The 19,453-nt window shown below is 56.8% G+C and carries 18 protein-coding genes and 1 pseudogene; 11 read left to right on the plus strand and 8 right to left on the minus strand.

Annotated features, from left to right (window positions below):
- The first annotated feature begins 115 nt into the window (after positions 1-115).
- From KSW38_RS10015 to KSW38_RS10035, 5 genes are read left to right on the plus strand one after another with little or no spacing between them, the layout of a single operon-like run.
- Positions 116-2,788 carry a Z1 domain-containing protein gene (locus KSW38_RS10015; protein ID WP_216924769.1) on the plus strand — a complete coding sequence of 891 codons (2,673 nt, stop codon included), beginning with the start codon at positions 116-118 and terminating at the stop codon, positions 2,786-2,788.
- Positions 2,785-3,777: a PD-(D/E)XK motif protein gene (locus tag KSW38_RS10020; RefSeq protein ID WP_216924770.1), complete on the plus strand. Its 993-nt coding sequence runs from the start codon at positions 2,785-2,787 to the stop codon at positions 3,775-3,777. Before KSW38_RS10015 ends, KSW38_RS10020 begins: the two co-directional genes overlap by 4 nt.
- On the plus strand, positions 3,774-5,615 hold the full coding sequence (locus KSW38_RS10025; protein WP_216924772.1) for a hypothetical protein: 1,842 nt from the start codon (positions 3,774-3,776) through the stop codon (positions 5,613-5,615). Before KSW38_RS10020 ends, KSW38_RS10025 begins: the two co-directional genes overlap by 4 nt.
- 55 nt (positions 5,616-5,670) lie before the next feature.
- Positions 5,671-6,489 (plus strand): hypothetical protein, encoded by an 819-nt coding sequence (locus KSW38_RS10030; protein WP_216924774.1) that lies wholly within the window; start codon positions 5,671-5,673, stop codon positions 6,487-6,489.
- Positions 6,486-7,265, plus strand: a complete 780-nt coding sequence (locus KSW38_RS10035; protein WP_216924775.1) for a DUF6339 family protein — start codon at positions 6,486-6,488, stop codon at positions 7,263-7,265. Before KSW38_RS10030 ends, KSW38_RS10035 begins: the two co-directional genes overlap by 4 nt.
- A gap of 21 nt (positions 7,266-7,286) precedes the next feature.
- On the opposite strand, the gene KSW38_RS10040 is transcribed toward KSW38_RS10035, so the two are convergent.
- Both KSW38_RS10040 and KSW38_RS10045 read right to left on the minus strand, forming a co-directional pair.
- On the minus strand, positions 7,287-8,771 hold the full coding sequence (locus tag KSW38_RS10040) for a DNA cytosine methyltransferase (RefSeq protein WP_308169328.1): 1,485 nt from the start codon (positions 8,769-8,771) through the stop codon (positions 7,287-7,289).
- A 431-nt stretch (positions 8,772-9,202) separates the two neighbouring features.
- On the minus strand, positions 9,203-9,589 hold the full coding sequence (locus KSW38_RS10045; RefSeq protein WP_216924779.1) for a hypothetical protein: 387 nt from the start codon (positions 9,587-9,589) through the stop codon (positions 9,203-9,205).
- Here KSW38_RS10045 and KSW38_RS10050 point away from each other — a divergent pair.
- A complete protein-coding gene (locus KSW38_RS10050) occupies positions 9,588-10,202 on the plus strand; it encodes a dihydrofolate reductase family protein (RefSeq protein WP_216924780.1) in 615 nt (204 codons plus the stop codon). The genes KSW38_RS10045 and KSW38_RS10050 overlap by 2 nt on opposite strands.
- A gap of 38 nt (positions 10,203-10,240) precedes the next feature.
- On the opposite strand, the gene KSW38_RS10055 is transcribed toward KSW38_RS10050, so the two are convergent.
- From KSW38_RS10055 to KSW38_RS10065, 3 genes and pseudogenes are all read right to left on the minus strand, one after another.
- Complete coding sequence (locus KSW38_RS10055; RefSeq protein WP_216924781.1) at positions 10,241-11,341, minus strand: CU044_5270 family protein; 1,101 nt, start codon at positions 11,339-11,341, stop codon at positions 10,241-10,243.
- The gene (locus KSW38_RS10060; RefSeq protein ID WP_216924782.1) at positions 11,338-12,012 is read right to left on the minus strand and encodes an RNA polymerase sigma factor; all 675 of its coding nucleotides are present in this window, start codon (positions 12,010-12,012) and stop codon (positions 11,338-11,340) included. Before KSW38_RS10060 ends, KSW38_RS10055 begins: the two co-directional genes overlap by 4 nt.
- A 1-nt stretch (position 12,013) precedes the next feature.
- A pseudogene (locus KSW38_RS10065) lies at positions 12,014-12,514 on the minus strand (FAD-dependent oxidoreductase); the annotation flags it as partial.
- Between the two features lie 96 nt (positions 12,515-12,610).
- Between KSW38_RS10065 and KSW38_RS10070 the strand changes: the two are divergent.
- Together KSW38_RS10070 and KSW38_RS10075 are read left to right on the plus strand one after the other, a co-directional pair.
- Complete coding sequence (locus tag KSW38_RS10070) at positions 12,611-12,982, plus strand: dihydrofolate reductase family protein (protein WP_254186321.1); 372 nt, start codon at positions 12,611-12,613, stop codon at positions 12,980-12,982.
- Between the two features lie 341 nt (positions 12,983-13,323).
- Positions 13,324-14,172 carry an esterase/lipase family protein gene (locus KSW38_RS10075; protein WP_216924783.1) on the plus strand — a complete coding sequence of 283 codons (849 nt, stop codon included), beginning with the start codon at positions 13,324-13,326 and terminating at the stop codon, positions 14,170-14,172.
- A 333-nt stretch (positions 14,173-14,505) separates the two neighbouring features.
- On the opposite strand, the gene KSW38_RS10080 is transcribed toward KSW38_RS10075, so the two are convergent.
- Positions 14,506-15,429 (minus strand): phosphotransferase family protein, encoded by a 924-nt coding sequence (locus KSW38_RS10080; protein WP_216924784.1) that lies wholly within the window; start codon positions 15,427-15,429, stop codon positions 14,506-14,508.
- A 426-nt stretch (positions 15,430-15,855) separates the two neighbouring features.
- Here KSW38_RS10080 and KSW38_RS10085 point away from each other — a divergent pair, with 426 nt between their 5' ends.
- Positions 15,856-16,116, plus strand: a complete 261-nt coding sequence (locus KSW38_RS10085) for a hypothetical protein (protein ID WP_216924785.1) — start codon at positions 15,856-15,858, stop codon at positions 16,114-16,116.
- 101 nt (positions 16,117-16,217) lie between these two features.
- Positions 16,218-16,820, plus strand: a complete 603-nt coding sequence (locus tag KSW38_RS10090; RefSeq protein WP_216924786.1) for a T6SS immunity protein Tdi1 domain-containing protein — start codon at positions 16,218-16,220, stop codon at positions 16,818-16,820.
- A 78-nt stretch (positions 16,821-16,898) separates the two neighbouring features.
- On the opposite strand, the gene KSW38_RS10095 is transcribed toward KSW38_RS10090, so the two are convergent.
- Together KSW38_RS10095 and KSW38_RS10100 are read right to left on the minus strand one after the other, a co-directional pair.
- Positions 16,899-17,450, minus strand: coding sequence for a hypothetical protein (locus KSW38_RS10095; protein ID WP_216924788.1), 552 nt, complete (start codon positions 17,448-17,450; stop codon positions 16,899-16,901).
- Positions 17,451-18,432: 982 nt separating this feature from the next.
- Positions 18,433-18,768, minus strand: coding sequence for a hypothetical protein (locus tag KSW38_RS10100; protein ID WP_216924790.1), 336 nt, complete (start codon positions 18,766-18,768; stop codon positions 18,433-18,435).
- 207 nt (positions 18,769-18,975) lie between these two features.
- Between KSW38_RS10100 and KSW38_RS10105 the strand changes: the two genes are divergently transcribed.
- Complete coding sequence (locus KSW38_RS10105; protein ID WP_216924792.1) at positions 18,976-19,440, plus strand: hypothetical protein; 465 nt, start codon at positions 18,976-18,978, stop codon at positions 19,438-19,440.
- The last annotated feature ends 13 nt before the right edge of the window (positions 19,441-19,453 follow it).

Consider the following 19,453-nt stretch of genomic DNA (forward strand, 5'->3'; position numbering starts at 1 on the left):
TGCGCACGACGCAATCTGACCGAGTAGGGCTGAGACATTGTGACTCTGCCAGGAGCTGGCGATAGCATCTCATTTACACCAGCTTCTAATATGACTTACCGAAAATGGGGACCAAATGGGGGCAACGCAGTACTCCGACAACGACGTCGACGCTATGGCCGATACGCTTGCCGCATTGGTGGCAGGTGGGATGACACTGCAGGGCGCACAGAGTGCTCTGTCCCATGCGCCTGAAGGTCTCGTGCACGCTGCTCGACTCACCTACGAGACGCGCCTCAACCTCATCAGGGAGATTCCGGACCCTGGTGTCTTGGCCGAGATCGAGCGGAAGAGAGGCTTTTGGTATCCAGGTCCTCGCCGCGAGGATGTTATCTGGCCGACCCTAAAATCCAGGTTGCTTCAAGAGCTTCCCGAGACCGCTGTTGCAGGGGTAGATGCGGCATCCTCTAAAGTGATTGGCTTGGGCAGTCCGCCTGGAAGGGAAGTTATTAGAACCCGCGGATTGGTTCTGGGCTATGTTCAAAGCGGCAAAACCACGAATTTCATGTCGGTGGTCGCTAAGGCTGCCGATGTGGGTTACAGGCTAATCATTGTCCTCACAGGAACCACTGAGAATCTGCGGAATCAAACCCAAGCAAGAATCAATGAATACTTGATAGATCCTTGTACCCCGCATGTGCATCCATTGACATCCATTGATGCTGACTTCAGTGCGACGACTACGGCTGACGCAATTCTAAATTCGCAGGCGCTGCGCTCGATTGCTGTTGTTAAGAAGAATCCAGCAAGATTGCGCCGACTACACAAATGGATTAAGACAGCTTCGGCGACAACACTTCAGAATTGCCCAATCCTAATTATCGATGATGAAGCGGATCAGGCATCCATTGATGTTGGAACATCGCGGCAGTCCACGATCAATGGATTGATTCGTGACCTTTTATCCAATCCTAAGGCTGCATATATCGCATACACCGCAACACCCTTTGCCAACTTATTGATCGATCCCAGCGTTGAGCAGGACCTATATCCCCGAGATTTTATCGTTGATTTACCCCGTCCAACGAACTACTTTGGTGCAGAGCGGATCTTTGGTCAGATGGAAAGCGCCGATATAGATGATGATGGTCTCGACGTCGTCAGAATGATGGCGGAGTCCGAGGTGGAATCCGTTCGACCACCGCGTGGAAAGGGCCTATTGGACGAGTGGGTGCCCGACGTCCCCGAAGCAATGGACGCTGCCATTCGGTGGTTTCTGTTGGCCACAACGGCACGTCGTCTTCGTGCAGGCAGGGCCACCCATTCGTCAATGCTCATACACACATCCATGTTGGCAGCCGCACATGAAAAGACCGCGGAGGCTGTTATAGACCACTTGGATGCCCTGGGCGCCGAGCTCGCCAACGAGGAGGGCGCAGCCCAAGTCTTTCGTACGCTCTGGGATGCGGAGTCGGATCGAGTCGACGCCAAATCGTTTGGCAACAGAAATATATCCTTTGCTGAACTCGTTCCACACCTCCTTGTGACGCTACGTGAGACGAAAGTTATTGTTGACAACTATCAATCTAGTGACCGCTTAAAATATGATAAAGAGCATCCACAGACTGCCATTGTGATTGGCGGCAACACCCTGTCTCGCGGATTGACGCTCGAAGGTCTCATCTCGAGCTATTTTGTCCGTGCTTCATCGGCCTACGACACTCTGCTACAGATGGGCCGTTGGTTTGGATATCGGGCGGGATATGAGGACCTGATACGTATTTGGATGAGTGCTGAACTTAAAAATTGGTTCTTGATGTTGTCCATTGTGGAAGCCGAAATCAGGCAAGAGATTAGAATATATGAGGTTGAAGGCAAGACACCGGCCGAACTGCCCGTAAAAATCCGTACGCATCCCCAGATGTCTGTTACCTCAGCAGCTAAGATGCGAGCAGCTGTTAAAGCTCAAGTTAGCTATTCTGGCCGTCGGGTACAGACCATCATGTTCAAGGAAAATGATTCCAACTGGCTGCGAAATAATATCGCAGCTACGCGCCAGCTGTTTGAGCGGCTTATTTCCGAGGGCCATGTGGAGTCGGAGTTACCAGGCTCCCGACGTGGATTCATGGACGTGACCGCGAGTAGTATTCTCAACTATTTAGAATCTTATGAGATACACGAGGCTGCAAAGTCGATCGACAAGGATGCCATAAAACGCTATATCCAGCAGGAACAAGCGGCCGGTGACTTGACGCGATGGAACGTGGTGGTCATGGAGCCGTTGAGCGGTGAAGGTGAACTGAACCTAGGACTGACGGGAAAAGTTCGGCTGCTGCGTCGTAAGAAGATGTACATCCCTAATAATGAGGGAACCGCCAACCTAAAGGCGATTGCTTCTACTTCCGACCGTATCGCAGACTTGGAAGTTGGTCTCGACTTGGTCCGTCAGTCGCTGGGAATGAAGGCCAGTGATCAACTTTCTGACCGTCAGCTGCTTCAATACAGACAACTGCGGGAGACCAACCGGGTCGGGTTGCTCTGTATATATCCTATTGCCAAAGAGTCGGACCCTAGTCGAGAGCCTGCTTCCCTGGAGCGAATCGAAAATGGCAGGGCACCTTTGTTCGCTGCCGACCATGTCATCGGTCTCTGCTTCATGTTCCCCGAGTCACGCAATCCCAAGTCCGCGGTGGACTATGTTGCTGCCCCGGTCGACGCAGGGTACCTCGAGACAGTTGAAGATGAGCTTAGAGCGGCAGATGAGCTGGATGAAGCCAAAGCCATCGAAGACGAGAAGGTGAAGTCATGAGAGAAACCTCTGGCTCGGTATTCGATTACTTGGCCAAGGATGTTTCGACATCGGGCAGGTTTCATTCGAGGAAGTCAGGCGTAGTCGCAGCAAATGGCGATGTTCTGCACGCTGTCGATACCAGCGGGCACCCGACGGTACTAGTTCCGCTCGGCGAAACTAAGGACGGTCCGTTGGCGTGGCAGAGTAAGTCTTTACAATTGCAAACCCTGGAACTCGCTGCCGAGGAGACCCAGACTCCATTTGTCGTTCTGAGATGCCTTGACAGCAATTTGAACCACCAGTTCGGACTCTTGGTGGACGACATCCTCGATGCTATTGAGTTGGAGCCAGATCGGGCAGCTAACGCCGTAAGTGTCTCCCTTCATCGATGGAGGAACCTGTTTGAAGTAGCGGTCGATGCGATCTTGGGAACAACGCAGCTGTCGGGTCTGCTGGCAGAGTTGATATTTCTCGGGGAGTTGGTGGCCATACACGGTCCAACAGCCATCACGGCATGGAAAGGGCCGGAAGGCAGCCGGCATGACTTCGTCTTCAAAGATTGTTCAGTGGAGGTTAAAGCCACCACCAATCACAACAATTTGGTGGTGACTATCCATGGCGGGCGTCAGCTGTCTCTTCTTGAGTCTGGAAATCTTTATCTGCGTGCCTTTCAACTCGAACCATCACCAAACGGGATTTCGGTTCCTGAAAAGATTGAACATCTTATCGCGGCTGGTATTTCGCGGATCGCGCTCTTCACCGCATTACGAAACATTCACTACTATGATGCGGATTCTACAGCCTACGAAAAAATTAGATTTCTCGTGCTGTCGGAAAAGTCCTATCTGGTAAATGAGGACTTTCCGAGGATCGCTCCAGAGACCTTGGTCCCCGCTGGAATAATCGATCGCTTGAGCAATATTTCCTACTCCCTTGATTTGGGACAACTCGAACACATCGATCACGATGTGAGCACAGTTGCACTAGCAAGCACTGGTGCGCCATGATGCTTTCGCTTTACAGACAGCAGTACGGAGCTGACGGCGGGCTGGATGCGCGCTCTGCTGACAATGCCATTGGTCGGACGTCGTTGGGGCTGTGGGACCTCGTCTTGAGAGAGTCTCTACAGAACAGCTGGGATGCCCGGACAGAAAAGACCGGACACATCTGCTACTCCGTAGATGAATATGAGATGTCTGAAGACCAGACGAGTGTCTTGACCGAGCAGGTTTTTGCTGAGTTGCCGCCTAAGTGTAAGTCAACAGGACTGCATCGGTTTATTCATTCCAAACGAATTCGAGTCTTGGTGATCTCTGATTCAGGAACTAGAGGCCTGGGGGGTCCTGTGCGAGCCGACGTATCAAGCGCCCATGGCGAACATCGTGACTTCGTGGACTTCATCCGAAATCTTGGACGTTCGACGTCCAAAGGTTTGGAAGGAGGCACTTACGGGCTTGGCAAGGGAGTGCTCTACCGGGCGAGCCAAGTAGGCTTGTGTCTGATCTATTCCCAGGCGCATCATAACGGGATCCTAGAGCCGCGTCTGATTGGCGTTTCCGGCGGTGATGGAGATTACGACGACGGCGCTAGCCGGTACACGGGCCGTAACTGGTGGGGCGTTCCTGGCGAAGATGGGATTGTGGATCCTGTTGTGGGGCAGGATGCTCGACACTTGGCTGAACGTCTGGGGATGAGGATCCCGAAGGAAGATGCAACGGGGACCAGCATAATGGTCATTGCACCCGACTTCGATGGGGTCAAGAATGGACGAGAGCGAGTGGCTGCTATTGCCGATGCCGCGTTGAAATGGGCTTGGCCCCATGCCTTGGACTTCGGAAAAGGGCAGAATATTCGGTTTGAATTCACAGCTGATGGCGAATCTGTGGCAATGACGCAGCCCCTATCTCATCCTGTCTATCATGAATTTGCGGCAGCCTACATCGAAGCACGCCAACGCATCTTGGACCCTGACCATGAGGGCAATTGGCAAACGGTGTTCACCCCTATCCGGATCCAGCGCCCAAAGTTGACTTCCGGCCTCCTTACGCACCGGATAAGCCACACCCCAGTCTCAACAGGTTCAGAACTTGAAAACACAGTGGCCTTGCTAAGAGATCCAAGAATGGTCGTAAAGTATCTGTCCGTCGCTGCCCAACCAAATGGGGTGCCTGTGTTCGGCGTATTTATCTCTACCCCTGGCATGAACGAGAAGTTTGCTCTATCTGAGCCTGTGACACACGATGATTGGGTTTACCAAAAGGCGGCCACGGAAAAGAATGCGCCCAATCCTGTCAGAATCACCTTGGACAGGATTCGTGAGACATTTCGTATCCTCTCCACCCAAGGTGCCAAAGCCGGCAGTGGGGTTGCTTCCAAAGGCGCGTCCCGGGTCTCAGCCGCCTTGGGGAGTCTGCTCAGCGGTTTTTCGGGGACTGGAGCCGAGGAACAAGAAGCATCCAGTGGGGCGGGCCTCGCAGGAAGCAGGAGACCGAGAAAGGCGTCAATCCGACAAATTGCTGCTTCGTCACTAGATTTCCTAGGCACGGAAGTGGTTGCAAAATATCCGTTCTCCCTAAGTGGGGGACGCCCTGGAAATATCGCAAAGGTTCGTGTTACGGCACGGGTTGTCACTGAATCTGGAGGCAACGAATCGTCTAGCCCTGAACGGGCTGCAATGCCGCGCTTTGCAGGCTGGGTTACACCTAGTGGTCAGCGGTCTTTGGAGGAAATCTTCACTGTGGCTGTGCCGAATGAGGACGTGATTATCGCGATGTTCACCCAGCCGGCCGACACCGCCATTCGGGTGACGGCTTCTGTGGAGGAGTTTGAAAATGCGGGGAGTTAGTCTAGGGCACTTAACGTTGCCTGCTCATAGGATTTCTGAACCCTCATGGGAAATCTTGATCGGTGATGTCTCTTTAGGTGAAGAAGAAATTCTGGCAAAGGACTGGACATATTATGATGATATCTTAGTCAAGTTATCCTTTGAACTGGATCTCGATGAAACCCAAGAACTATTGGGGCTCGACCAAGCAGCCGTTTTAGGTGCGGTGATTGTGGCCCGTTCTACGGGTACGCCACTCATTGTTACGTCTGACGTACTTGAGGTTCGAAGTGGTCGCCAGCAGATCTATTTATCTATCCCTGGTTATCAAATCTCTGGAACGCTTTCCTTGGAGTTTCAAATCTCACTCCTTGAAGTCAAAGGAATTTCAAATAGCCCATTTGCCCCGAAGAAGCTTGGAAACACGGTTTTTGAGCTTACGCGAAAAATTGTTCTTGAAGGGACGGCGCCCCGACTTCCTATGCTTCCGGTGAGTTTTGCCGAGCACGGGTTTGCTGGATCGAGTAACGCACTCTGGTGGCTGCGACTGACGACCCATGATTTGGCAACGAGTGCGTCGGCGGCCATTTGGTTGTGGCTAAATTCCGATAATGACTATATCACTCGTATGCTTCAGGATTCCGAGTCTGCCGAGGCGGAGACTTGGCTTCGTTTCCTCGAGATGGATTTCATGCGGCAATTGTTGCGCGAAGCCTTAAATTCAGAGGAGCTAAGTCTCGAAATGGACTACCCAGAGGAATCCCTGGGGCACGTATTGTCGAGTGTCGTGCGCCTTCTGGGAGGGACCATTGATCAGGTCCAGCAGCGCTACCGGGAGGATCCGGGGCGGGTAGAAGCGGAGCTCCAAGCAAAGGTGAGTGGCAAATCGAAATGAACACATCAGCTGCTCTCATGTGCTACCCGCGCATGCCGCTGCACGATGCTGCCAGGGCTTGGGAGCTTCTTCGCTCCCAGAGTCTGTCCGAAATTTCGACAGCACTTGATCTCGATGTGAGAGCCGCGCAATATTATCCGCTGGCTAGGCAGCGTGCAGGGTCGTCCGAACTCCACAATCTCCGGACAAAGATACTGGGTATCGCCGGAGAATTCGGCTTCCCATCGAAGGTTAGCAACAAGGTTTTGGTCGAGTTTGACCGGAGTGTGGGCCCGGAGATTCACGCACAGATGGCAATTATGCCCGCGGATGCCTCTTCGATTGATGTCTGGAATTTCGTTAACACTGCCGTCGTGCCTGACATAGTGCTTTGGCGCTATGGACAGTTCAGTCCCGAACATAGGCGTTGGTCGATTTCCGAAGACCGGTTGTTCGACTTTACGAGAACAACTGTCGGGCGATTGTGGTGGAGAGTTCATCTGCTGGGACCTGAGTTGGCTGGGGAACTCGGAGAAGACGAAGTTGTTAACCTTTTGGAGAAGCCTCGCATAGGGGGCTACCCCTTGCTAGCAAGATCAATGGGTCGGCAATTGTTAGCGGTTGCGGCTGCTGCAAAGACCGGGAGGCGGATGGATCTCTTTCGCGATGCGACTAAGCGTCTGCTCAGGCAGATGGCTGTGCAGTCAGTTTTTGTTATGACCCCTGAACAGATAGACGCATTTGTGGCATCTCTGTTTAGCGATTCTGCGGATGCTTTGGGCATTTCCGGCGAGTGACATCTTAAAGCGAATTGCCTATTACGACAATAGGTCAGCCACGGCGGCGCCAATTTTGAAGGCTAATAGTGGAGGTACGGCATTCCCGACTTGCGTGTATTGCTGTGTTCGATTCCCAACGAAAAAGTAATTGTCGGGAAATGTTTGCAGCCGCGCTGCTTCCCTGACGGTTAAGCTGCGCATCTGGGTCGGGTCGGGGTGAATGTAGTAGTGCCCGTCCTTGGCGATATGCGAGACGATCGTCGTGGACGGTTTGTTCCATACCTGGACTCGGAAGCGATCTTCGAATGGCATGGAAGCAGCTTCCACGTTCTTGTGATTGGGCCAGTAGCTCCGAGGTAGTTGCCGCACCTTAGGACTATCGGCCAGCGAATGGGCCAAGCCGCTAAGCAAATAGTAGCGTTGCAAGTCTTCAATCATGTGGCCCCTTGCTTCATGCTGCAGAGTTGCGCGACCGGCTCTTTCAGAAATCCACTCGTGGTATGTTTTTGCGGAAATGTTCGACATTATGTCGTCATTAAGCGAGGCTGCCGGGGATGAAGACGATGTGTCCAATTTACTTTTAGGTGTGAAGGAAAGCGTCTCCTGCAGGATACCCTTCTTTCCACGTTCGTGAATGCTCCGTCGAACGTCGGCCCAGAGCTGACCTCCAGGGTCCGATGTCCTCGAAACCGAGGAACGGATCCTCGGAAGGTTACCAATCGCCTCAGCGACAGTCACTGGAAGTGATTTTTCTAAGATGGCGGGAGCGCCAAGATTTAAATCTGTCCTTATCCCCACAATAATCACACGGTGGCGTTTCTGTGGGATTCCGAATTCTTCGGCTCGAATTATGAAGTCTTGCGGCCCGGGACCATCAGGGCCGGTTTCGACCACCATGGAGTGCAGCGTGTAATGGAGGTCCTCCGCTGGGCTAGTAAGGTCTTTCCGAATGAGCTCAAACATCTTGCTTCCACCATTCGTAGCGGACAACAGACCTTTGACGTTTTCCATGACGTATACGGCAGGCTTGAAGCGCTTGATGATGTGGAGATATTCCCTGTAGAGGAAGTGCTTGTGGTCATTCTCAAATTCGACGTCGTTTGTCCGCCGCGACCGTCCCGCAAGTGAATATGCTTGGCACGGCGGCCCGCCTATCAAGACCCAGGTCGAGGGATTCTCACCGAGTGCATCTTGAATGATTTGATCTGACTCCGCGCGCGACTTCTCTGAGAGCTCGAACTGGCGAACTTCCTTTTGAGCCGCTTGATACGCCGATGCAAAACGGGCGTCGTCATGTAGCTCGGCGAGGGAACGCTTCCCATCAAGGAAGTCTTTGTAAACCGGGGGAAGTCCACCGTCGGAGTGAAGCAGGTGACGGTATGCAGCCCGGAGCGTCAGGGTTCGGACAGCAGACTCTTCCATCTCGATGGAAACGGCTGTCTTGAAGACTGGCTTGTTGGTTATTGCGTCCAACACATTGGAGAAGCCTTCGTTGAGCCCTCCAGGCCCTGCAAAAATGTCCACTACCGGAATCAAACTGGCCTCCACCTGAAACTGCCGACGATACAGGTTACCAGGTTACGTAGTGATTCGACGGCATCGCCATCGTTGGTCGCTAGACCGTGTGCCCGAGCGCGTGCAGGTAGTTGATTCGTGCCCCCACGGTCTTGCGTGACCTTGTGGGGCTCGCCCACGGGTCACTGGCCAACACCGTGGTCGGCTTTGGGTGCAAAAGCCGTTGAGGTCTTCGATGCGTTGGCGCAACTTTCACCCGCCTAGACGACATTATGACGACCGTCTAATGAGGAACAGTTCGGGTTTGTATCCGGTGGCCCACAGGATTGATGTGATGTTTGCCTGGGCCAGGTCCAACCGCGCTGGCTCCGAGGGCATCCAGTCGTCCTCTGGAGTTGGAGGCTGCTCTTCTGTGTCGATGCCCGCGCCTGCCATAGGCGTCAATGGCTTTCCGCATCCGGGTTGAACCGAGATTCGACGGTTGCGGGGCGTTCGGGGAGGTCGTCGCTGAAGGTGATGTCGCCGTCGTCGATGTTCTCCATGTGGCGGTGCAGGTGCATGCCGCGGCGGCCGAGTTCGCGGAGGTGGATCTCGTGGCCGCCTTCGGTGCCGGATAGTAGTGGTTTGCAGGCAAAGCGGGCGGCGGGGAGGAGAGCGCCTGCGGGTCCCTCATACGGCTCAAGGCCCCTGATTCGGCGCGACAGCGCAAGTGCTGTCGCCGTCGTAGATCTGCTCCGGTGACCATTGCCTCTTTGGGGTTCGTGTGTCAGCCTCGACATGATCCTGTCGCCGGGGTGACGACGGGCAGCAGGGAAGGAACCCGACATGGGACTGATCCATATTGACCTGTTCACCACGCTCGACGGCGTCGCGCAGGCGCCCGGAGGGCCTGAGGAAGATCCCGAGGGCGGTTTCGAGTTTGGCGGCTGGCAGGCGCCCCTGTTCGACGATGCGGTTGGCGAGCAGGTCGAATCAGGGATGGTGGGGATGGACGCGCTGCTGCTCGGGCGCCGGACCTACGAGATCTTCGCTTCCTACTGGCCTCATCAGGACAGTGGAATCGCGCAGTTGTTTAACCGGATCCCGAAGTACGTGGCCTCGCGCCAGTCCCTGAACCTTGAGTGGGATGGTTCCTCCCAGCTAGGTCCTGACGTGGTGGCTTCTCTGGGTGAGCTCCGTGGCAAGCACGAGAACATCCACGTGATCGGCAGTCTGGACTTTGTACAGACCCTGTTCGCTGAGCGGCTGTTCGACCGGCTCAATCTCTGGGTGTATCCGATCATCCTGGGCCGTGGGAAGAAGGTGTTCGCCGATGGAGTAGTGCCGACGAACCTTCAACTTATTGAGCCGGTTGTTGCCTCGCCAAAGGGGGCGGTGATGCAGCGCTATGCTCTGGTTGAGGGGATGCCTGGAGTAGGGGATATGACCGAAATCGATTAAGGCTCCGCTCATGCGCCCCACCTAGGACCGGGTAACAGTCAATCGATAGAGTCTACGACTGATGTTCGGACGGAAGTCCAAGCTGTGGTGGTGCCGGCGGGGACGCTTGAGTTTCCTGTTTCGTTGACCGCGCGCATGCCGATGAACAGCCCGCTGGCCGGGTCAAAGATGACGTCCGTGCGCACCCCATCCTCGGTTCTGCCGACGGCTGTCCCGGAGCGGCCATCCAATGTGATCTGCTGTTCCGTGACGATGGCGCCGGGAACCAGGGCTGCGGCCCGGTAGAGCGCCGCCCTCCACTCGGCCGGCACGATTCCGGTGGCCAACTGACCTGCAATGAAGCTCCAAACGCTGGCGTCGGTGCCTTTGATCTCGGCCTTGATCCAATCCACCAAGGCTGCAGGTTCCCTCGGAATGGTCGCTTCCTCCGTTGGGCTCAGATTCCCAAATGTCACAGAATTCGCGCTGAAAACGACGCTGCCTCCCAGACCGCGTAGTTGTCGACCGGGCTCAGGGCTTTGGAGCTCTTTGGACCTATAGTAGTTTTCTATTTTTTCCTTGGTGGCGGCGCCGAAGTACTCAGCTGGCTCAAGAGGACCAAGATTAAGGACCCATTCACCGTTCCGGTCGTACGGAACAAAGAGTTGGTTGTCGGAGCGCGCGGTCCACGTGAGACCGCTTTCGGAGTAAGCGATTGTTGATTCGGCCATATCGAGCCTTAAGTACTGCCCCGGACCAACCGCCGGATCCGTCGTTGCAATGACGGAGTCGGCTGCCCTGTTCAACAGCTCAGCAGCATGAGCCGTTGCCGGAATGGTGTTTCCTCCAAGATGAATCACGTCGGATACCACGAGACCTCCAGCCAGCACGGCTGCCGCTGCGGAGACAAGGATTGTCCTCCGGAGTATCCTCTTCGGCTGCGAGAGCTGTTGCGCTTGGGCTTCGCCGTTGCTTTCGGCGCGTGAGGCGGAACTTCTATGTTGGGCGTCGGCCCCGAGGGGCTGCAGTGTTCTGGCCCGGATCCCGGTGATTTCTAGCCAGTTACGAGCGGACCGGGATGTCCGGTTCGCTTCCTCGACGAGAAGGATCTGGACGCGGCTTTTGGTGTCCTTCGGATAAGTCACTTCAGACAGGTTCATGACAGTCTCGTTTCAACGATCTTGATGTCGGTTTGTTCGATGCGCTCTTTTGACCGTCTAAAGGCGGTCAGCTTCACCCGGGCGCGGTGAAGTCTTGACTTCACCGTCCCGGCGCGGATGCCTAGTGTTGTTGCGGCTTCGTCCTGACCGATTCCGTTCAGTAGGCACAGGATCACTACGTCGCGTTCGCCGTCGCTTAGTCCCTCCGTCGTGGCCAGCAAGTCACGAACGGAGCGTTCGGCGTCGAGTCTTGTGGCGATCGCTTCCGCATGGTCAGCTTCGTGTTCTCCATGACGTGAATCCGAATGCGGCAGCCTGGCAAGAAAAGCGGCATGCCGTTTGGCTGCCCTGGCGCGGTTGCGGTTCGCGTTTGTTGCGACCCCAAGAAGCCAAGGCAAGACACTATCCCGTTCTAGCTTTAGCCTGTTCCGTTGCCGCCATGCCTCCAGAAAGGTGATTGACGCGAGTTCTTCTGCATCGTGCCATGAACCGCAGCGGCTCAGGCAGTACCGGAAGACCGCGTCTGCATGCCGGTCGAATAGGGCACCGAATGCGTCAGCGTTGCCTGCGACGCACTCTTGCCACAGGTCTTGATCGGATTCCCCCGTTTGCCTCATGCCTTGTAGTGTCCGCAGCTCCTGAATTGGTTCCCGGAAAGCCAGATCTTCCAAGTTAGGCCATTTTGCCCGCCACGTACTCCGCGTCCAGCCCCACGCCGCCGAGGATCGAGGAGTAGTGTCGCGTCAGCCACGGAAGCCCCACCGCGTATAGGCCGGGCTGTTCGGTGACGCCGGCCGTGTGCTTTGGGTAGCCCCATTCGTCCAGGACCGGGATGTCGATGAAGGACAGATCGAGTTTGTATCCGGTGGCCCAGAGGATTGACGTGATGTTTGCCTGGGCGAGGTTTAGCCGCGCTGGTTCCGACGGCAGCCAGTCGTCCTCTGGTGTTGGACGCTGCTCTTCTGCGTCGATGCCCGCGGCTGCGATGTAGGCGTCGATGGCTTTCCGCATTCGTTGGTGGAAGCTGGATTCGACTGTCGCGAGGCGTTCGGGGAGGTCGTCACTGAAGGTGACGTCGCCGTCGTCGACGTTCTCCAAACGGCCGTGCAGGTGCATGCCCCGGCGGCCGAGGTCGCGGAGGTAGATGTCGTGGCCGCCGTCGGTGCCGGAGAGCGCGGCCGCGGCCATGGCCTTCGAGATCTTGTGTGCCCGGCACCGCGATAGGGATTCGCTTCGTACTGGCCGCACCAGGATAGCGAAATCGCGCAGTTGTTCAACCGGATTCCGAAGTACGTGGCCTCGCGTCAGTCGCTGAAGCTTGAGTGGGATGGCTCCTCCCAGCTCGGTCCTGACGTGGTGGCTTCCCTGCGCGAGCTACGTAACCAGCACGAGAACATTCACGTGATCGGCAGTCTGGATTTTGTGCAGACCCTGTTTGCTGAGCGGCTGTTCGACCGGCTGAATCTGTGGGTGTATCCGATTCTCCTTGGCCGTGGGAAGAAGGTGTTTGCCGATGGGGTGGTCCCGACGAGCCTTCAACTTATTGAGCCTGTGGTCGCCTCGCCAAAGGGTGCCGTGATGCAGCGCTATGCTCTGGTTGAGGGGACGCCTGGGGTGGGGGATATGACCGAAATCGATTAAGGCTCCGCTCATGCGCCCACCCACGAGGAGAGCTGGGCTCGCCTTTGGACCATCACGATGCTGGGAGCATTCTGGCAAGCCTATGCGATGGCCTTCGCTGCCTTGATCTTGGTTCGCCGAGGCCGGCGCTAATGACTTCTACTGGACCCTGGACCGCTGCTGATTGCTGCGCCGCCCAGTGAAGATCGGCTTACGAGCGCTTGTGCGGCAGGCCAGGTCCGCGTGAGAGGTGCACGTTTTCTCAAAATCATGGCACGCTATTGCAACCCGTCGGTAAGTTACTGCAAAGTAACTAGGGATGCCGTGGACATAGGGGTTCGCGGCCAAGAGAAAGGCAGGCCATGCGCCGATTTCGACTAACCGCCGTCCTCGCCGCTGCGGCGCTCACGATTGGACTCTTCGCCGCACCCGCGGCTCAGGCCGACTCGATCTCGCCAGACCCGCCCGGAGCCAATGACTGGACGTGCAAGCCGTCGAGCGTTCATCCATATCCGGTGGTCCTCGTCCCCGGGACGTTCGAGACAATGTACAAGAACTGGGCGCTGCTTTCACCAGTGCTCAAGGACCAGGGGTACTGCGTCTTCGCGCTCAACTACGGTGTGGCCAACGATCTCCCCGCCAGCGGGGCAATTCGGAACTCCGCAGCTGAGCTTGCGACGTTCGTGAAATCAGTTCTCGGCGCGACGGGTGCGAAGAAGGTCGATCTGGTCGGGCACAGCCAAGGCGGGATGATGCCGCGGTACTACATCGGCTTCCTAGGCGGCGCCAAGTATGTGCACCACCTCGTCGGCATTGCGCCGTCGAACCATGGCACTCAAGGCCTCATCGCGCCGTCGCCCGCGGGGATGATTCTCGACACGACCGCAACCAGCACCCTATGTCAGGCCTGCGCGGACCAGTACGCCGGGTCGGCGTTCATGGCCGAGCTCAACTCGATCGGCGACACCGTACCCGGCCCGTCCTACACCGTCATCTCGACCCGTTACGACGAGATCGTAACCCCTTACACGAGCCAAGCTCTCGTTGGGCCGGTGAAGCAAGTATCCAACCTTGTGCTTCAGGACTACTGTCCTCTCGACACTTTCGAACACGATCAATCTCCTAACGATCCGAACGTGTGGTCCCTCGTCTCCAGCGCGCTCCTCCAGAGCGGCCCCGCAGATCCAATGTATCGCCCGCAGTGCGTGTAGCGGGCAGTATCCCGCCTCGTATTGTTGGTCCCCACCGATAGGTCCGCAGATTTGCCGCACCCACAATCGATGTTAGTGGTGTCCCATTCCTTCGAACCAGGCCATTCCAAGCGGGGACACTTCCCAAGGTATTGATTTGATAGCCATATATTGAGTTCTGTGATCGCTCGGTATAGCACCGGGCGCACGTAAGACGATCGGCTTAGGGACGGGGCGGGGGCAGGCTTAAGCCTGTCTCTTCGGCGGCCACTCCCAAGGTTCCTTTGTCCGTGTCACATGCAGCAATGTTCCATGCACGCCTGAGTTCGGCTGGCTTCTTAGACGGGGTCACTGTCACAGGAGCAGCGCCTCGAGCTCCGGAAGTCGGCTGAACAGGTCGGGGAGGCCGCGCACCCCGTTGCGCACGGACTCGTGCGACAGCGCGAGGTCAGGGCCGGTGCTCGCCTCGACGCCGGCGAGGCACCGGAGGATGTTCCACCTCGTGTGCCCCAGCCAGCCGCCGATCATGTAAACAAACCAGCTTGGACCTGGTGGCGGCAGCGCTCCGCCCCCCGCGACGTAGCCGTCGAGAACCGAGCGGAATATGGCGGGCTTGATGTCGTTGAAGCCAGGCCCCTTCGCGAGGCTCAGCGCGGTCGAACCGAGCTCGCCGGAAAGGTCGAGCATCCCCGAGAGCTCCCAGTCGAGCACCACCGGCCGACCCTCTCGGGAAAGCAGGTTCCACGGTTGGATGTCCCTGTGGGTCAGCACGACGGGGCCGGGCCGTTCGCAGGTCTCGACGAAGTTGGCAATCGCGAGGAACGTCTCGACATTGGAAGCGAGCTCGTCGGCCCACGGTTGCCGGGTCGCCGCCGCCCGCGCGGCGAGCCCGGCCCAGTCCCTTGACGTCGTGTCCTCCACCGACACATGGCTCCACGCGACGTCGAGCACGTGGATGCGCGCGAGGATCTCACCGATCTCACGCGCGTAGGCCCCCGGCACCGGCGCTTCGGGCACCTTCTCGCCTTCGACCCACCGGTGAACAAGCATGTCGTGGCTGGCCGAGATCGGCTCTGGCATCGGAATGCCGGTAGCGAAGGCCGCCTGTTCAAACCTGAACACGTCCTCGGCGGGATGGGTCCAGGGGCGGTCGACAAGGTTCAACTCCTTCACCGCGAACGACCCCTGGTCGGTGTCGAGTCGGTACATCCGGTTGGCGAACCCGCCGTGGACGCGAATCATCGGCCCGATCGGTGCGCCGAGATGCGACAGGTCCACCTAGTCATTGTAGGAGCTGGCACTTCATTGGTGCACCGGACTTTCCCGTACATCGCGGCTCCAGCTCCCCGGATGATCATGGTCCAATGTGATCATGCCCATAGGTCGGGATAGCAGGCTGTCGTCCCAGACAGTGGTTCCCAACCACGATCGGCGCCCCCTCCAAAGTCGTTGTCGTGGTGTCGACGCTCACCGAACCGCTTTGTCTGCTTCAATCGATCTTCGGGGCGGGTCTGGCGAGCCGTTGGTCAGGCACTTCAGTGAACGACCAGGCACCAAACCTCAGAAGCGTCCGGTAAGGGATCCTTCTGCGGACACTAATGAACTACTTGCGCGGAGAGAACTTGGCAGCTCTTGATGACGGACTGCGCACTCTCCGCGACCGCTTGTGGTTAAATCAACGCGTGCTTCTGACACGGAAACGACTTGGTGATCGCTGACATGCCACGGCCACCCCTTGACGAGTTCCTTTCTGGGGAGTTGAACGGCTATATCCGGGCTCAGCTCCTCACGGCGATAGAACAGTTGCAAACTGGGCGGCGATACTTCACGTACAACGCCTTCAATGTGCTGCTCGACGCGGAAGCAGACACAGTCACAGTTGAAGATGAGTTTGACGTTGATCGCCAGAGTACGGTGGCGCTTGAAGAGTTCCGGAAGCTTCTGCTAGCCGTCGAGGATTCATGAGTCGCTAGCTCCATAAGGCGCTCGGCATAAGTACATAGACACAACTGAGTGGCTGGCCAGGGGGAGCCGCTCGCTTCAATTTGTGAGGCATGATGGTGCACATGCTCGAGATCTTCGGTACGAGGTTCGATGTCACGGATGGAATCCCTGGATCTCCCGAGAATGCCGGAATTAATGTCGCCTACTTATTCAGCCGTTACGGCGGTTGTACCTTCAATGGCGGCCTCTATCGCGTGCATTCAACAGAATCATTTCGCAAAGCGTCGGCTATGGTAGCCGAGGCCCACCCAGAGTTCGGCTTTCCACTGATTCCCTTCGCGTTCGATTGGCTGGGCCGTCAGTTTGTCCTTGACCTGCGAAGCGGTGACGCTGATCCCGAGATCCTTCTTCTGGAACCGGGAACGGGTGAAGCGTTGGAGATTCCAAGGAAATTTTCGACCTATCACGACGACGAGCTAGTACGGGATCCGGAACCCAGCCTCTGCGTTGGCTTCTTCAATGAATGGAAGATCGAAAACCCTACCGACTTGGCTTTCGATCAGTGTGTAGGCTACAAAGTCCCTCTTTTTCTAGGCGGCGAAGACTCCATCCACAACCTTGAGCTCAGCGATATCGAGGTCTATTGGTCTCTGATGGCCCAGCTTCGTCTCGCCACGATCGATCTCGCTCCAGGCACGCGGATAAGCGAGATCGAATTCGGTTAATGACCTCCATTCGGGTCATCACTCAGCCAGAGCAACTGGAGACGTGCCCGTATACCGATCCTTCAACGGGACAATGGCTCATTCGCTGCCAAGACCACCACGACCGGCCGATGCACCGTCGAAAAAGACGGCGCTGATGGGCTCGAAGAATGAGTCCCAGTCGGCGACCTCGGAGCCAAGGGTGGCGCGGTCATGATTTGCGTAGTTGGGCGGCGCCTCCGTCAGTCCCAGCACATCCCCAGTAAAAAAGGCTGCGCTCTCGGCCTTCAGCGACAACTGGGCACCTGGAGCGGGCCACATTCCAAGCTGCAACGCGAAGAGTCCGTCAATCGATTGCGGCTCGCAGCCCGCAACAGTCCAGGCCGTCAAAGGAGTGTCCCGGCTGGGCCCGGACCACGTCATCTCACGGACACCATGGGCGATGAGGACTCCGGTGTTCGTCTCCCGCAATTGGAGGGCCACCCGAAGCTCAAACAACAATCCCGCCACGCCAGACAGAACGTCGAACTTAACGCCGAGGAGTTGCGCTTCTTGGAGCGCGCCTGCCTCCGTCAGCGGGTCCATCTCGGGCATTGGGGTGTGCTGGCGAAGCTCGTAATCCCGGAGCAGAAGATCACCGATCCTCATCATGGCAGGGGAAGGTAGGAGGAGGAATGAGTGGACAGCATCGTCTCGCCAACGAGCATGTTTGTGATTTGTCCAATGCGGTTCATGTAGACAGCGTAGCGATCGGGGATCCTTTACCGTACGCCGCCGCCTAACGTGGTTAGGAGCAGGTGCCCCCATACATGGGCACCGAAACTGTGGAGAATTTACCGGTTGCGGTCTCGGTCGCTCTGATAACCACACAGGCTGGCCCTCGGATCAAGGTCATGCCCGGGAACTGCGTGGGCCGGTCCTGATATGCGCTGACCGTATAGGAGCTCGGTAGGTCGAGGTCTTCTTGTCGGAGCGCTTCGCTGGTTTCCCACTCTGTTGCGGAAGAAACAATGAGTGACGCATCTGCGGGAGCGTCGATGGTGATGGTCCGTTCCCCAGATCCCGCTGCCACAGTTATCGGGGTCTTCCAGGCCCCGAATTTCGTGCCTCCGCCGTCCGTGTAGGAATACCCGTTCACCTTGTCTCGGATGGGCCAGGAATGGCTTGTAGGGCTGCCCTCCCAAGCAAGGGAGGAAACGCCTTCGGCTGTCGGAGCTTCAGGTGCGGGTGGAGGACTGCCTTCCCATGCATCTCCGCAATTCAATGTGGAGGAAAGGTGAAGCCGTGGGCTGGCGGTATCTCTGACCGGATCCAATTGTTTCGGAGTGCAACCATTGGCTGCCACTAAAGCAGCCAACACCGCTGGCACGAGGACCCGAATTGAATGCATAGCTGCCCCCGTTGAGCCATTGAACAACTCTAAGCACAGCACGCAACACTCCAAACTGGTACCCAGCGCGATAGGGATCCCCTAACGGGCGCTTGGAGCGTCCGGAGAGCAACCGGATAACGGGCGCAATCTCTTCAGCCCGAGGGAGAGAGAAAGCGGTCGCCAAAGCAGGTACGCATCCATCCTCACGCTGCAAGTCTTCGAACTGGTCCGGGACTCACTTGGCACCCTGGACCTCTGGCATCACGACACTGAGAATACTTGAAGCTCCTCCGGCCAAACGATCACAAAGCATTCTCCATTTATCGGTCTATATGCCGCCCGTACGCTGGCCCATCGCCGGTCAGTACTCAGTGATGTCATCGCGTGCTGGAAGGCTTCTAGCGGTCGGTCGGTGTGGATGAAGATGTTCATCTCGCCGGCGCCAAAGTCGTGCCCGTCTACGACGCCGCATGCATCCAGGAGATCCGACCGAAGCAGGGCCTCCTCCATCGAGATGAGCGCACCATAGTCGGCCTCAGACGTTGCTGGCCACTGCAAAGCGAGGATGTATTTATGGATTCCCTGTTCACTGGACATCGCGCCACCCCGAGCATTCGCCATGTGTGGAGTCTTTCACTTCTGGCGTCGGCATTGATAGATGCCAGGGGGTCCACAGCTCAACTGACTTGCCGTGGTCCGGTGAAGGATCCTCCAGCGGACATCTCGGTCACAGAGAAGCGCAACGTTCCCTTGGGACCAAATCACAACGCTGATATCGTGCGGCACGTATGTAAGGCTGATCAAATGAAGCTGCAGCCGACCCCTACCCAGGCCATGGCTCTGTTAGCCTCCGGGCTGTTAGCAGTCGAAGAATCCCCTGACATTGCTGCTCAGTGGCTGGCAGACGGCATGGATTCGGAGAACCTTCGCATGCTTGCCGCTGCCGGCCAAGAGGATCCGGACGACATCCGCGAATTATGGACTGCAACCCTCAAGGACCTGAAGATCCGAGCTATTCCGCTTGAAGACCGATGGCCGCTCATCTGGGCATACGAACTAGCCACTTGGAAAGCGGGCGAGCGAACTAAAGGGCAGGTCCTGCGAGACGCCGTTACGTACCTTCAAGAAGTCGAATATGCAGACCGGGAAGCCGACGAAGCGTATGTTCTTTGGAACCTTTGGGACGAGCTCACCAGCAACTACATCCTGCCAAGGACCGATGCTGAGATCTGGGCCGACGTGGAAAGGTACCTTCACAGCTTTGTTTGACCCAAATCATGTA

It is taken from the genome of Paenarthrobacter aromaticivorans, from assembly GCF_019038615.1.
Taxonomy (GTDB): domain Bacteria; phylum Actinomycetota; class Actinomycetes; order Actinomycetales; family Micrococcaceae; genus Arthrobacter; species Arthrobacter aromaticivorans.